The organism is Parafilimonas sp. (assembly GCF_047606085.1).
Taxonomy (GTDB): Bacteria; Bacteroidota; Bacteroidia; order Chitinophagales; family Chitinophagaceae; genus Parafilimonas.
Genome location: NZ_JASGEX010000028.1, coordinates 1 through 12,775, shown reverse-complemented (window position 1 = coordinate 12,775; position 12,775 = coordinate 1). Strand labels below are relative to the sequence as shown.

Below are 12,775 nucleotides of genomic sequence, written 5' to 3'. Positions count from 1 at the left end.
TTGTATAGTAGCAAAAACAGCTATTTTTTATTGGCTTTGACATCAAATTCAGCGAAATCATCCAATTTTTTCTATTTAAAAATGGCAATGGTGATTGAAAATATTAAATCTAGACAGCTTCTAAGGCCTTTGTTAATTATATCAAGCTCGTCTTTGTATCGTTTTTGTTTGCGGTAAATAATCATCAGCTTTTTATAAAGCGCGGCATTAAAGGCTTTCAATTGCATTTGCTTTTTATACAGCTTTTCAGCCAGCGCAAGATCATCATTCCTTTCCGCCGCGGCTGCCTGTTGTAATACAGTTTGCTTTTCATCAGTGGCTGCATCGTTATTGTGCATGGCAACAATCCTGGCTTTTGATGATTTTTTATTTTGTTGTTTAGTCCGTGGCATGGTTGTTAAAATTGCCCTCAGCAGCAGATATATGCAGGCAGCTTTGCACTATACAAACGCTCCCGCACAATCAACCGTTCTCCTTTCCCCATTGCTTTGTATGGCAAGTTCAATTACGCGAATAATATTGCGTGCATGCGCTGCGGTTACATCCAATGGTTTGCCATCAGCAATGGCATCATGCACATTGCGGTAAAAATCCCTGTAATCGCCGCTTTCGCTTTGCACCTTCCCTGAAAAATTCACACCGTTTATCTCTGTAACCAGGCTGCCCCAAACACTTTCCGGCTCTATGCCCCAGTCGCTTTTGGTATGTGCCGTCAAACCGGCTTTTAACGCTGTCTCCTGCACGTCGAGGCCATATTTTACAAAGCTGCCTTTATCGCCCAGTAAAATATATCGCGGCAGGGGCTGGCTTACCAGCATGCCTGCTTTTAATGTAACCTTCAGGCCGGGATAGTGCAATGTCACTTCAAAGTTATCGGTTGCTTTGGTGCCCTCGCGCTGCACACGTATATCAGCCGTAACGGCTTCGGGCAGGCCAAACAATAACAGGGGCTGATCAATTAAATGCGAGCCAAGATCATACAAAATACCTGCGCCGGGCTCATCTTTTTCACGCCATGCGCCCGGCTTTAAATAATTTCTGAAACGGTCGTAATGGCTTTCAAATTCTACCACCCTGCCCAGTAATTTATCATCCAGTATTTTTTTTACTGTTCTGAAATCGCTGTCGTAACGCCGGTTATGGTAAACAGATAATATGCGGTTTTGTTCCCTGGCAGTTTTAATAAGATCATCTGCGTCGGCCGATGTAATGGTCACCGGCTTATCAAGCACCACATGCCTGCCTGCCAGCAATGCCTGCTTTGCCAGCGGGTGATGATACGCATTGGGCGTCGTTATTACTACCAGCTCAATGTTTGGATCGTTGATAATATCATCCGCATTATCTTTTATTGCAGCATTGGGATAGCGTTCTTTTGCCACAGCCACTTCGCTGTCTTTTCTTGCCCTTATGCTGCTGATATGATAACCTTCAGTTGTAGAAATAACGGGTGCATGAAATGTGCTGCCACCCACGCCAAAACCTATAATGCCTGTGTTGATAATCCTTTTCATTCGTGCATATTTGTTTTTCAGTTGTCTCATGGAACCTCGCTATGTACATTCCCCTGTGTGAGAAAAAATTATCATGCTCGGTTTCATTCGTGCATATTTGTTTTTCAGTTGTCTCATGGAACCTCGCTATGCACATTCCCCTGTGTGAAGAGTACATTTTACATGGGCGTTTCAATTGCAAATATTTAATGAATGCGCATAAAACTTCAGACCATTGAGCGGCACAAAATAAGCTTAAAAAAAATTAAGAGCTGCACCTTTGCGGGCATTGAAAAATAAATAAACCAGTTATGGGCATTATTCTCCTTCAGGAGATAGGGGCTCCCTGTATATCCATGGTTTTTCGAGCAGGCTGCCATATTTATTGAGCAATATTTTTAATTTATCCACCTGTTCCCGGAAGCTTTGCATCATCCAGTCTGCATGCTCAATGGTTTGAGCCTGGCCAACAGCCTGTTTGTATTCATCAAACATGCCCAGGCCAAAATAAGCTTCCGCCTTATTTACCAGTATCCAGAATTTTTGTTCGTTGTTATAATTTTTCTGTTTTTGAATTTCATTGGCATCAGCATCGCCGGGGCCTGCTGTTTCGCCGGCTTCCCGCTGCATGATATCATTCCAGTCACTTTCACATATATGCAGAATCCTGTGGCGCACACGATTGGCAAAGATCAAATCTGCAATCTTATCCTCTTTACCGGGATAAAGATTCGAATCCACCCGGCAATTGAAAGCATAGGCAAGGTTTATGGCATTGTAGCGGTTGTTCAGTAAAAAATAACCACGCTCATTAAATAAGATAGCATTTTTAAGATGTTCATCGCCTTGGCCGTTTTCATACAGCTTCTTTTCTATGCTGCCCGCCAGGGCTACGGTTTCGGGGTCGTTTGTATGGTCAAGATTTAGTTCCCCCAGCAATTCAAGCGCACTATGCAGAGCAGTAACCACATCCGGTTCTCCCGCTTTGTAGGTAGCCAGTGCCAGCCGCTGAATGATATAAGAATCCGACGAAATATTGTTCTTATCATTGCTCTTTTTTAAGAGGAGCGCTGTATTGAACAAAGCCCTGGCATCGCTGAACCGTTTTTCATTTAAAGCATCTTCCGCTTCATTGCAGATAAGGGCAAGCGTTTTGGCAGGGCTATCATCCGTGCGCGCTGCATCAACAACTGTTTTGGCCGAACTGATAATCTCATCTATCTGGTCCTGTAATTTCGGCGGCATAAGATTGCCGATAAATGTATAGACCGGGCTGTCGCTCGGCGGCGGCGTATGCGCTGCAGCCGCATCGAGCAAACCATCCAAAACGCTATGAAACCTTTCTGCCTCCCCATAATCAATCGAGTCGCCAAGATGGGTATATTTCGTTATGGCAATGTGATTAAGATCGAAGGGGTAGGCCAGCTTATCTTCTGCAATCACGATGGTTGTAAAAGGCCGCAATGCATGCCTTATGCCCAGTTCGTATATCGCATTGGCATTGGTGGTTGAAAGGTCTGCTATCACCACATCTGCCTGCAATAATTCAAGGTACATCTGCAGGTCTATCACGCCGGTATTGGGAATTTCATCTGCCCGCACACATTCCCATCCCTTTTTTGCCAGTACAGGTTTAATAAGGTACTGATACGATTTATTCAGATCAAGTTTGCGGCCTGTGGTATAATCGGTCTTTACGCCAAAGCCCATTACAACGAAGCATTTTTTTGACATGGTGTTTTATTTCTTTTTTAGCGGAAAGCTGTGATAAAATTACAATAACAGGATTACAGATGCGGAAGGTTTTTCCCGGGCGCATTTAAAAGAACAACAAGCGCATAATTCAGCCTGTATGTTGTATCCTTGCATTTTTAGAAAGCTGAATGATTATGAAAAAACTGCTCTCCCTGTATGCGTTTTTAGTCGCTTGTACGGCAAATGCGCAAACTTCATCCACAAAAATTTCTGTAATAGCTTATTATGCCGGCAATGCAACCGCGATAGATGCATACCCTGTAGAAAAGCTCACGCATATTATTTTCAGCTTCTGCCATTTGCAGGGCAATGAACTGCACGTTGATAAAATGGCTGATACCTTAACCATTCAGCATCTGGTGGAATTGAAGAAGCGCAACCCTTCATTAAAAATTATCTTATCGCTTGGCGGATGGAGCGGCTGCAAAACCTGCTCTGAAGTGTTTGCCACCAAAAAAGGAAGAAGCGCATTTGCCGGTTCTGTAAAACATTTAAATGCATATTTTAAAACGGATGGAATTGATATTGACTGGGAATATCCTGCCATTCCCGGTTTTCCCGGCCATCAATACCTGCCAGAGGATAAACAGAATTTTACGGCATTAATGAAAGAGCTGCGCAGGAAGCTTGGGCGCAAATATGAGATAAGCTTTGCTGCAGGCGGCCTTGATAACTTTTTACATGAATCTGTTGAATGGAATAAGATTGCCAGGTACGTTGATAAAGTGAATTTAATGTCTTATGACCTTGTGCATGGAAACAGCACCGTTACGGGCCATCATACGCCATTGTATTCAACGCCGCAGCAGGCGGCATCGGCAGATAATGCCATCCGCTTTTTTGATTCCATTCATTTTCCTTTAAGCAAAGTGGTTATTGGCGCGGCCATGTATGGAAGGATATTCAATGTAAACAATGATGCGGAAAATGGTTTATACCAGCCGGGCAGTTTTGATCATGGCATTTCGTGGAAAAGTTTTGACCGGCAGGCAATGGAACAGCAGGGTTATGTTTATTACTGGGATGATACAGCCAAAGCGCCTTACATGTATAATAAAGCACAGCATAAATTATTTACTTATGATAATGAGCAGTCAATGGCATTAAAAACAAAATATGCGATTGACAAAGGCTTAAATGGCATTATGTTCTGGCAGCTTGGAGACGATAAGCCTGCCGGTGGGTTGCTGGATGCGATTGATGCGGCGCTGCATTAAATTATTCATAAGCACAGAGCACACTTCAGGTTTCCGCCGGCGTTCGTTCCACCGGACGGAAAATATTGCTTACCGACCTGCAGGCTGTATTAACCTTTTAGGGCGGCATGCATACTTTGCTGTATCAGCCCTGCAACTACATTTGCTTAAAACAATGTAATGAACGACCAGCCAAAATTTATTCTATATGTAGAAGGCCTCCATATTTATTATGAAGCATTCCATGCGGTAAAAAATGTTTCTTTTCATGTAAAGCCGGGTGAAATTTTTGGATTGCTTGGCCCGAATGGCGCAGGCAAAACAAGCACCTTAAGCGCTATTGAAGGATTGATACAACCTCAGTCCGGGAATATCAATGTTGCAGGTTATAATATTAAAGACAAACCGCTGTATGCAAAAGCTTCTATGGGCGTGCAGTTGCAGTCAACCAATTTCCAGCCTGAATTAACCGTAACCGAGATACTGCAACTTTTTGCAGGCATTTATGGCATTAATCTCACAAAGGAGGCGCTTGAAAAAATTTTAACGGAAAACAATTTGCAGGAGTCAGGAGATAAAAGGTTCGGGCAGCTCTCCGGCGGGCAGCAGCAGCGGGTATCATTAAGCTTATGCGTACTGCATAACCCGCGGCTGTTATTGCTTGATGAGCCAACAACCGGCCTTGACCCGCAGTCACGCAGGCAGTTATGGGAAAGAATGGAAGCGATGCGGGAAAACGGCCATGGCATTTTATTAACCACGCATTCCATGGAAGAAGCGGAAGCTGTTTGCGACCGCATTGCTATTATAGATCACGGGCAGATTATAGCGATTGATGCCCCGCAAACGCTTATTGATAAACACCGGAATGATCCGGAAGTGATTGCCGTATCCAGAAAAGGAAAGATAACGCTCGAAGATGTATTTATTGGTTTAACCGGCCGCGCTGTGCGCGCTTAAAATTTATTGTATGCAAACAACAATACCAACCACATCAACCATATTAACCGCCTTGTTAAAGGCAGACCTGAAAACACAATGGCGCAACCGCCGCGCAGTTGTGCTTACTGTGCTTGTTCCGGTAATCATTCTTTACTCATGGCGTGGGATCATTAACCAGGTAGGCCCCGCATTTGCTTTGGGCACCTGCATTACCATTGGCCTGATGGCAACAGGCCTGATGGGTTATTCCAACGCCGTAGCCCGCGACAGGGATAAAGGTATTTTTCAACGCCTGCGCGTAGCGCCCCTGCCTTCATGGGCCATCATGGCAAGCCGCCTGCTGGTACAATTGCTAATGATCATTATTATTACGGCGGTTGTGCTGCTCGCCGGTTATTTTCTTGATAATATAACCATTCCTGCTGCCGGTTACTTCCTGGCATTTCTGGCTTCTATTGCCGGCGCGGCGGTTTACCTTGCCATCGGGCAGGTTATAGTAGGGCTGATAAAAAATCCTGAAACAGTTAACTCTACAACAAGGCTGGTGTACTTTGTTTTTATCATGGTAGGCATGCTTGGGCAGTTAGGCGTTTTGGGCAAAACGATTAAAGAATATATTATCTGGTCGCCGTATGGCACGGTACAAACAATTGTTGCCGGTGCAATGAATCCATCTAAATGGACAAACACAACCACAGAGGCTTTGCTGGCAACCATTGCTTATGCCGTTGTACTGTTCTCTGTTGGCATCAGGAAATTTAAGTGGACGAATAAATAAATTTTTGTGAATAGCTAATGCGCCCTGATCCGGCACGACTGCATTGCAACACTGCAGCATTTTAGGCAATGCTGTTTGTTTTCGGTTCCTGGGCAAAACAGGTATATTTTATGAAACTCCTGATTAAATCATCTTTACCCGGCAGTTTCTATTTCGCATTTTGTTCACAGCTTCTGGATGCTGGAAAACAACACAGGGAAAGACATCCCATCAACCGTGCTGCCCAATGGAATGGTTGATATGACGCTGATAAAGAGGAATGCAGGGAATTGGGAAATGTTAGTGCGGGGCATAGATACTGAACCCTCGCAGGTAATCATTGAAAAGGGCACAAAAATGTTTTCTATAGGGCTTAAATTACTGGCCGTGGAATATTTGCTGGGCAATTCAATTAAAGATGTGCTGAACGGAGGGAAAAATCTGGCAGATGATTTCTGGCAATTTGAAGAAAGCGACTTGTATAGCCTGGAAAACTTTAGCAGCAAGGCGACACAAAAAATAAAAAACCTTTCAACGGAAAACATGGACAGCCGGAAGAAAAAATTATTTAAGCTCATATATTCCGCTCATGGCTCAATAACGGTAAAAGAGCTTTCCGAAAAAGTGTATTGGAGCAGCCGGCAAATAAATCGCTGCTTCAATATGCAGAAATAGTAACCTTCATTGGTGGCTGCTGATTAATCCTATTACTTTTTCTTTATAATTAATTCCGATTGGTATGGTTGCTTTTTCTGTTTCGATATTATTGCCATAAATAGATTTAATGAATTTTAAGGAAAGAATATAGCCGGCGCTTTATCAGATTTCTGCAAGCTTAGTGAGTAAATACTGTTTAAAGTATTAAAAAGAAAATGCGGGTTGAGTTGAGACCGCAGATACTTCAGCTTAAAATTGATATTATCTTTTTCAAGGTTCAATAACATATCCTTTTCGTCCAGCGCTTTTTTAATGAAATAAATGCCGGTGGCCAGGAACATATTGATGAAACACCATAAAACTTCCCTTATAACGGTTGAATAGCCCGGGGCGAAATAGGTTTGCTCTGCAGCGTTTAATTTAAAATGGAGCATAAGCGAATAAATGCCTGATAAAATGAGCAGTAACACGCTCATAAATAAAAGGCTCAGCACGGAGAACCTGATATATTTTTTTTCAAACAAAAACCGCCGGACGATGAAAGCCGAATAAAAAAGATAAGCAGGTAAAATAAACAGGTTGATCAATAACAAGACCCACCATATACGTATATTATGAATAAATACGGTAAGGCTGTTTACCATCGGGCTTATTACTGCCAGCAGCAGCCAGTATAGCATTTCTATTTTATACGCATGCCGTATGGGCCGGTCGTTATCAAATTCCATATACGATTTTTTAAAACATAAAGCTACCCGGCTTAAATATGCGCCTGTAAATGATTTCGACCAACTGCGGCGGAATTTCGATCAATTAAAAAAATCAAAAAATTGCTCAGGGATATTCAAATTACATTTGGAAAATAAATTTATGCACCTATCTTTGCAGCCCTAAAAAAGGAAAAGTACATTATGTTAATTGTAGATTCAAAAGATTGCGAAAACATTGACAAAGCGCTTAAGAAGTATAAAAAGAAATACGAAAAAAGTAAAATTCTTTTACAATTAAGAGAGCGTCAAACCTTCACAAAGCCTTCCGTTAAGCGTCGCAATGAGGTTTTGAAAGCTATTTACAAGCAAAAAATCTCCAGCGGTAAAATAGAGCTTTAATATTTTTTCTATATAGATAGAAAACAGCCATAAGATGTATAATTTTATGGCTGTTTATGTTTATACAATATCCGCAAAAAGAAGCTTTTCTCAATTACCTGCGCTTTGAAAAACGCTATTCGCAGCACACGGTAATTTCTTACGAAACAGACCTTGAACAATTCCTGGATTTCCTGGTACGGCAATATGATGCTGTTAGCCTGCCGGATGTAACAGCTTCCATAGTGCGAACCTGGCTGGCAGCCCTTAAACAGGAAGATGATTTAACGGCAAAATCCATCAACCGGAAAATATCAACATTAAAATCATTTTTTAAATTTTTAATGCGGGAAGGCATTGTGGAAACAACGCCGATGAGCGTTATTAATGCTCCAAAAACCGGTAAACGATTGCCGGTTTATGTGGAGGAAAAAGATATGCTAACACTGTTTGAGCAGGTAGCATTTCCTGATAACTGGAAAGGGCAGACAGAAAAAATTGTATTGCAGCTTTTTTATAATACCGGCATGCGCGTAAGCGAACTGATCAATTTAAAAACCACCCAACTTGATGCAGCATATTGCCATATAAAGGTTTTGGGAAAAGGAAATAAAGAAAGAATAATACCGGTAAGCAAAGAAATGACAGCAGCGCTGCTGCATTATATAAACAATAAACCCGGCAATAGCGCCGAAAATATTTTTGTAAACGAAAAAGGCAGGCCGCTATATACCAGGCAGGTATATAATATAGTAAAGAAAAATTTAATGCTCGTTACCACGGTAAATAAAAAAAGCCCGCATATTTTACGGCATAGTTTCGCCACCCATTTAGCCAATAATGGCGCCGAATTAAATGCTGTAAAAGAACTGCTCGGCCACAGCAGCCTTGCAGCAACACAGGTTTATACGCATAACAATATTGAGCGGCTGAAAGAGGTATTTAAGAAAGCTCATCCCAAAGCTTAAAGATGATTAAAAAATTGCCTAAAATTCTATTAAAAACTTACAAAAAAATGAAATAATAAATCTTAAAAATGCTATCTTCATTCCAGGAAATCCAATAAAAAATAAAATGAATTTTCCATGAGCTCTTTTCTTATTGTTTCACTTTTAAAAGCAGTTTTTTATGAATGTAAACATTGAAACGGTACATTTCACCGCCGACGCTAAACTAATCAGCCATGTAAACAAAAAACTTAACAAGCTAACCACATTTCACGACAGGATAATCCGTACCGATGTTTTTCTTAAATTAGACAATGTGGCCCATACCATTAAAGATAAAATTGCCGAAATAAGAATATATGTGCCCAGGCACAGCTTTTTTGTAAAAGCAACTTCAAAATCATTCCAGGAATCTTTTGACAATGCATTGGATTCCGTGGTTAACCAGATAAAAAAGCAAAAAGAAAAACAAGCCGCTTAATTGCAGCGCGCATTCAAAGTAAAACCTCCGTTACACCGGGGGTTTTTTAATTTATCCTTTGCAAATTCGCTTCTAAAAAATTTCCGTAAAATTTTGCCAAATGAAGTTTTCACTTACCTTTGCCATCCCGAAAAAAAAGGGTAGTTCTTTTATTGCTGTCACTTGTGTATCAAAATGGAAATTTTATAAATAATTAAGTGGCATCTTATAATTATACAAAAGCCACTTTAGCTCAGCTGGTAGAGCAACTGATTTGTAATCAGTAGGTCGTTGGTTCGATTCCGACAAGTGGCTCTGTTTAGTTATCAGCTTTTAGCTGATAACTAAAACAAACGGGCAGATGGCCGAGCGGTTAAAGGCGACAGACTGTAAATCTGTTCTCTCACGAGTACGCAGGTTCGAACCCTGCTCTGCCCACGGTTCTTTGAACGTTCAACAGTTTGACGAGTTCACACGTTGAGAAAACCAACTATACGAACACGTGAACTTTGCTTGCGGGAGTAGCTCATTTGGTAGAGCGATAGCCTTCCAAGCTATAGGTGGCCAGTTCGAGCCTGGTCTCCCGCTCTTAATTAAGATGACAGAGAAAGGATGACAGTTGACGGATTGAACTGTCAACTAACAACGGTCAACTGTCAACAGACAAGCCGTTGTAGCTCAGTGGCAGAGCATCCCGATGATAATCGGGAAGGTCGTGAGTTCAGTTCTTTAATTTTTGATTACATAATGTGAGATTACTCACAACTGAGTAATGCCGTTGTAGCTCAGTGGCAGAGCACTTCCTTGGTAAGGAAGAGGTCGTGAGTTCAATTCTCATCAACGGCTCTGTTCCAAGATTGGATGTGAAACTTGTACCGCTGAAGCGGAACAATATAAATTTAATTGCTGAAGCCTTAACGCTGATAGCTGGATTTTTAAACAACAACACAAAAACGATAAAGATGTCTAAAGAGACTTTTAAGAGGGATAAACCTCACGTAAACGTTGGTACAATCGGTCACATTGACCATGGTAAAACCACTTTAACCGCAGCTATTACTACAATCTTAGCTAAGAAAGGTATGGCTGAGGCAAGAAAATATGATGAAATTGATGCCGCTCCTGAAGAAAAAGAACGCGGTATTACTATTAACACGGCACACGTGGAATACCAGACTGCAAACCGTCACTATGCCCACGTTGACTGTCCGGGCCACGCGGATTATGTGAAAAACATGATCACGGGTGCTGCACAGATGGACGGCGCTATCCTTGTTGTTGCTGCAACAGATGGCCCTATGCCTCAAACAAAAGAGCACATCCTGCTGGCCCGCCAGGTAGGCGTGCCCCGCATGGTTGTGTTTATGAATAAAGTTGATCTGGTTGACGATCCGGAATTGTTAGAACTGGTTGAAATGGAAATTCGTGAGCTTTTAAGTTTCTATGGTTTCGACGGCGATAACACGCCCATCATTCAGGGCTCAGCTACCGGCGCCCTGGCCGGCGAGGAAAAATGGGTTGCTAAAGTTGAAGAATTAATGGAAGCAGTTGATACCTATATTCCTTTGCCTCCCCGCCCGATTGACCAGTCATTCCTGATGTCTGTTGAAGATGTATTCTCCATCACAGGCCGTGGCACAGTTGCCACAGGCCGTATTGAACGCGGTGTAATTAAAGTAGGCGATCCTGTTGAATTGGTTGGTTTAATGGATGCTCCTTTAAGCTCAACTGTAACAGGTGTAGAAATGTTCAAAAAACTGCTGGATCGCGGTGAGGCTGGCGATAACGCAGGTTTGTTATTACGCGGCATTGAAAAGAAAGATATTCGTCGTGGCATGGTTATCGTTCAGCCTAAGAGCATTACCCCGCACACGGAATTCAAATGCGAAGTTTATGTGCTGAGCAAAGAAGAAGGTGGCCGTCATACGCCCTTCTTTAATAAATATCGCCCTCAGTTCTATTTCAGGACTACTGACGTTACCGGCGAGGTATCTTTACCCGAAGGAACAGAAATGGTAATGCCCGGAGATAACATTACCCTTACAGTTAAGCTGATTCAGCCGATAGCAATGGAAAAAGGTTTGAAATTCGCTATCCGCGAAGGTGGCCGTACAGTAGGTGCAGGCCAGGTTACTGAAATCATAAAATAAACGCCCCCATCCCCTAAGGGGGAGTATGGAAGCAGAGATATTTATATTTGCAAAGTATTTGGGCTGAAGAGTTCAAATGCTTTGTTTCTTTTAATGAAGTTCTTTAAACTTAGTTTTGAAGGTTGTATAACTCCCTTTAGGGCTGGGGCATACGGGCATAGTTCAATGGTAGAATAGAGGTCTCCAAAACCTTCGATCTGGGTTCGAATCCTAGTGCCCGTGCTGATTAATTTGATAATCAGGTGATTTAAAGATTTGAAAATGGTAAATATTCAAATCATATATCCTCAATTTTCAAATTAGCCTATTTTCAAATTGAAAAAATGAATAAAGTTTCTAATTATTTTCGCGATTCTTACAAAGAATTAACTGAAAAAGTTACCTGGCCCACATGGGCCCAATTACAGCAGTCAACACTGATTGTGCTTTCTGCCACTGTAATAATTATGGCTGTAGTTGCTTTGATGGATTTAGGCAGCAATGAACTACTGAAACTTATCTATTCATTTTTCAGTTAATGTTTTAAAGTTTAGCGTATGGAGAATTTAGCTGAGGAAGGCGTGGTGCAACAGCAGGATACCAAGTGGTATGTATTGCGTGTTGTGAGCGGCAAAGAAAGAAAAGTAAAAGAATACCTTGATAAAGACATCATTCGCAGCGGCTATGCTGATGTGATTAAACAGGTGTTCCTGCCAATGGAAAAAGTGTATAAAGTGCAGAATGGCAAAAAGGTAATGCGCGAAAAAAACTATTTCCCGGGTTACGTTATGCTTGAAGTTTTAGACGGAAAGCTTACGGATGATATGATCCATCATATCAGTAATGTAAGCAATATAATGCATTTTCTAACAGATGGCAAAGGCTCAAAAGGCAATATCATTTCGCTTCGTAAAAGCGAAGTAAATAAAATGCTGGGCAAGGTGGATGAGATGAGCGAAGCCGGCGGCATTACCATGAGCGAGCCGTTTATTATTGGTGAAACCATTAAGATTATTGACGGCGCTTTCAATGACTTCAATGGCGTGATTGAAGAAGTGAATGATGAAAAGAAAAAGCTGAAGGTGATCGTAAAAATATTCGGGCGCTCTACGCCTGTGGAGTTGAATTATATGCAGGTGGAAAAGCTGAGCTAAAGATGCTTTTTAAGATTTTAAAAAACCACAGCAATTATCTGTGGTTTTTTATTTAATTGAATTAGTCTTTTATAGTGAACACCGGATAAATTTGTGCATCGGCAATTTGTGCCTGCTTTATCGGTCCGTAAGATTAGTTCACGTTCTTACACGTCATTCCACCGCCGCGGCGGTGGAACCTGATCATAATTTAAAGT

Annotated in this window: 13 protein-coding genes, 5 tRNA genes and 1 pseudogene; 15 read left to right on the top strand and 4 right to left on the bottom strand. The window is 41.7% G+C overall.

Going from position 1 to position 12,775, the window contains the following annotated elements:
• Positions 1-71: 71 nt before the first annotated feature.
• The 3 genes from QM629_RS02640 to QM629_RS02630 all read right to left on the bottom strand — a co-directional run bounded on the left by QM629_RS02640 (position 72) and on the right by QM629_RS02630 (position 3,227).
• Positions 72-392, bottom strand: coding sequence for a hypothetical protein (locus QM629_RS02640; protein WP_415156897.1), 321 nt, complete (start codon positions 390-392; stop codon positions 72-74).
• 48 nt (positions 393-440) lie between these two features.
• Positions 441-1,514 carry an oxidoreductase gene (locus QM629_RS02635; RefSeq protein WP_415156895.1) on the bottom strand — a complete coding sequence of 358 codons (1,074 nt, stop codon included), beginning with the start codon at positions 1,512-1,514 and terminating at the stop codon, positions 441-443.
• Between the two features lie 297 nt (positions 1,515-1,811).
• The gene (locus QM629_RS02630) at positions 1,812-3,227 is read right to left on the bottom strand and encodes a tetratricopeptide repeat-containing protein (RefSeq protein ID WP_415156893.1); all 1,416 of its coding nucleotides are present in this window, start codon (positions 3,225-3,227) and stop codon (positions 1,812-1,814) included.
• Between the two features lie 155 nt (positions 3,228-3,382).
• Between QM629_RS02630 and QM629_RS02625 the strand changes: the two genes are divergently transcribed.
• The 4 genes and pseudogenes from QM629_RS02625 to QM629_RS02610 all read left to right on the top strand — a co-directional run.
• Positions 3,383-4,465 (top strand): glycoside hydrolase family 18 protein, encoded by a 1,083-nt coding sequence (locus tag QM629_RS02625; protein WP_415156891.1) that lies wholly within the window; start codon positions 3,383-3,385, stop codon positions 4,463-4,465.
• Between the two features lie 159 nt (positions 4,466-4,624).
• Positions 4,625-5,404: an ABC transporter ATP-binding protein gene (locus QM629_RS02620; protein WP_415156888.1), complete on the top strand. Its 780-nt coding sequence runs from the start codon at positions 4,625-4,627 to the stop codon at positions 5,402-5,404.
• Positions 5,405-5,414: 10 nt separating this feature from the next.
• A complete protein-coding gene (locus tag QM629_RS02615; RefSeq protein WP_415156886.1) occupies positions 5,415-6,164 on the top strand; it encodes an ABC transporter permease in 750 nt (249 codons plus the stop codon).
• 144 nt (positions 6,165-6,308) lie between these two features.
• A pseudogene (locus tag QM629_RS02610) lies at positions 6,309-6,818 on the top strand (DUF6597 domain-containing transcriptional factor); the annotation flags it as partial.
• A gap of 116 nt (positions 6,819-6,934) precedes the next feature.
• Here the strand turns inward: QM629_RS02610 and QM629_RS02605 are convergent.
• Positions 6,935-7,528: a histidine kinase gene (locus QM629_RS02605; RefSeq protein ID WP_415156884.1), complete on the bottom strand. Its 594-nt coding sequence runs from the start codon at positions 7,526-7,528 to the stop codon at positions 6,935-6,937.
• A 183-nt stretch (positions 7,529-7,711) separates the two neighbouring features.
• Between QM629_RS02605 and rpsU the strand changes: the two genes are divergently transcribed.
• The 11 genes from rpsU to nusG all read left to right on the top strand — a co-directional run bounded on the left by rpsU (position 7,712) and on the right by nusG (position 12,578).
• Positions 7,712-7,909: a 30S ribosomal protein S21 gene (gene rpsU / locus QM629_RS02600; RefSeq protein ID WP_415156882.1), complete on the top strand. Its 198-nt coding sequence runs from the start codon at positions 7,712-7,714 to the stop codon at positions 7,907-7,909.
• A gap of 56 nt (positions 7,910-7,965) precedes the next feature.
• Positions 7,966-8,856, top strand: coding sequence for a tyrosine-type recombinase/integrase (locus QM629_RS02595; RefSeq protein ID WP_415156880.1), 891 nt, complete (start codon positions 7,966-7,968; stop codon positions 8,854-8,856).
• A 160-nt stretch (positions 8,857-9,016) separates the two neighbouring features.
• Positions 9,017-9,316, top strand: coding sequence for an HPF/RaiA family ribosome-associated protein (locus QM629_RS02590; RefSeq protein WP_415156878.1), 300 nt, complete (start codon positions 9,017-9,019; stop codon positions 9,314-9,316).
• Between the two features lie 221 nt (positions 9,317-9,537).
• A tRNA-Thr gene (locus QM629_RS02585) sits at positions 9,538-9,610 on the top strand.
• Positions 9,611-9,650: 40 nt separating this feature from the next.
• Positions 9,651-9,733 (top strand) — tRNA-Tyr (locus QM629_RS02580).
• A 77-nt stretch (positions 9,734-9,810) separates the two neighbouring features.
• Positions 9,811-9,883: transfer RNA gene (locus QM629_RS02575), tRNA-Gly, on the top strand.
• 186 nt (positions 9,884-10,069) lie between these two features.
• Positions 10,070-10,141, top strand: a tRNA-Thr gene (locus QM629_RS02570).
• 116 nt (positions 10,142-10,257) lie between these two features.
• Complete coding sequence (tuf, locus tag QM629_RS02565) at positions 10,258-11,445, top strand: elongation factor Tu (protein WP_415156876.1); 1,188 nt, start codon at positions 10,258-10,260, stop codon at positions 11,443-11,445.
• Between the two features lie 151 nt (positions 11,446-11,596).
• Positions 11,597-11,667: transfer RNA gene (locus QM629_RS02560), tRNA-Trp, on the top strand.
• Between the two features lie 101 nt (positions 11,668-11,768).
• Positions 11,769-11,963, top strand: coding sequence for a preprotein translocase subunit SecE (gene secE, locus QM629_RS02555; RefSeq protein WP_415156874.1), 195 nt, complete (start codon positions 11,769-11,771; stop codon positions 11,961-11,963).
• Positions 11,964-11,981: 18 nt separating this feature from the next.
• The gene (gene nusG / locus QM629_RS02550) at positions 11,982-12,578 is read left to right on the top strand and encodes a transcription termination/antitermination protein NusG (protein WP_415156872.1); all 597 of its coding nucleotides are present in this window, start codon (positions 11,982-11,984) and stop codon (positions 12,576-12,578) included.
• The last annotated feature ends 197 nt before the right edge of the window (positions 12,579-12,775 follow it).

Bases quoted from the DNA above. Each gene is read 5' to 3' on its own strand.
- rpsU (WP_415156882.1), top strand. From the start codon at position 7,712: ATGTTAATTGTAGATTCAAAAGATTGCGAAAACATTGACAAAGCGCTT.
- QM629_RS02640 (WP_415156897.1), bottom strand. From the start codon at position 392: ATGCCACGGACTAAACAACAAAATAAAAAATCATCAAAAGCCAGGATT.
- QM629_RS02620 (WP_415156888.1), top strand. From the start codon at position 4,625: ATGAACGACCAGCCAAAATTTATTCTATATGTAGAAGGCCTCCATATT.
- QM629_RS02590 (WP_415156878.1), top strand. From the start codon at position 9,017: ATGAATGTAAACATTGAAACGGTACATTTCACCGCCGACGCTAAACTA.
- QM629_RS02595 (WP_415156880.1), top strand. From the start codon at position 7,966: ATGTTTATACAATATCCGCAAAAAGAAGCTTTTCTCAATTACCTGCGC.
- secE (WP_415156874.1), top strand. From the start codon at position 11,769: ATGAATAAAGTTTCTAATTATTTTCGCGATTCTTACAAAGAATTAACT.
- nusG (WP_415156872.1), top strand. From the start codon at position 11,982: ATGGAGAATTTAGCTGAGGAAGGCGTGGTGCAACAGCAGGATACCAAG.
- QM629_RS02630 (WP_415156893.1), bottom strand. From the start codon at position 3,227: ATGTCAAAAAAATGCTTCGTTGTAATGGGCTTTGGCGTAAAGACCGAT.
- tuf (WP_415156876.1), top strand. From the start codon at position 10,258: ATGTCTAAAGAGACTTTTAAGAGGGATAAACCTCACGTAAACGTTGGT.
- QM629_RS02615 (WP_415156886.1), top strand. From the start codon at position 5,415: ATGCAAACAACAATACCAACCACATCAACCATATTAACCGCCTTGTTA.
- QM629_RS02625 (WP_415156891.1), top strand. From the start codon at position 3,383: ATGAAAAAACTGCTCTCCCTGTATGCGTTTTTAGTCGCTTGTACGGCA.
- QM629_RS02635 (WP_415156895.1), bottom strand. From the start codon at position 1,514: ATGAAAAGGATTATCAACACAGGCATTATAGGTTTTGGCGTGGGTGGC.
- QM629_RS02605 (WP_415156884.1), bottom strand. From the start codon at position 7,528: ATGGAATTTGATAACGACCGGCCCATACGGCATGCGTATAAAATAGAA.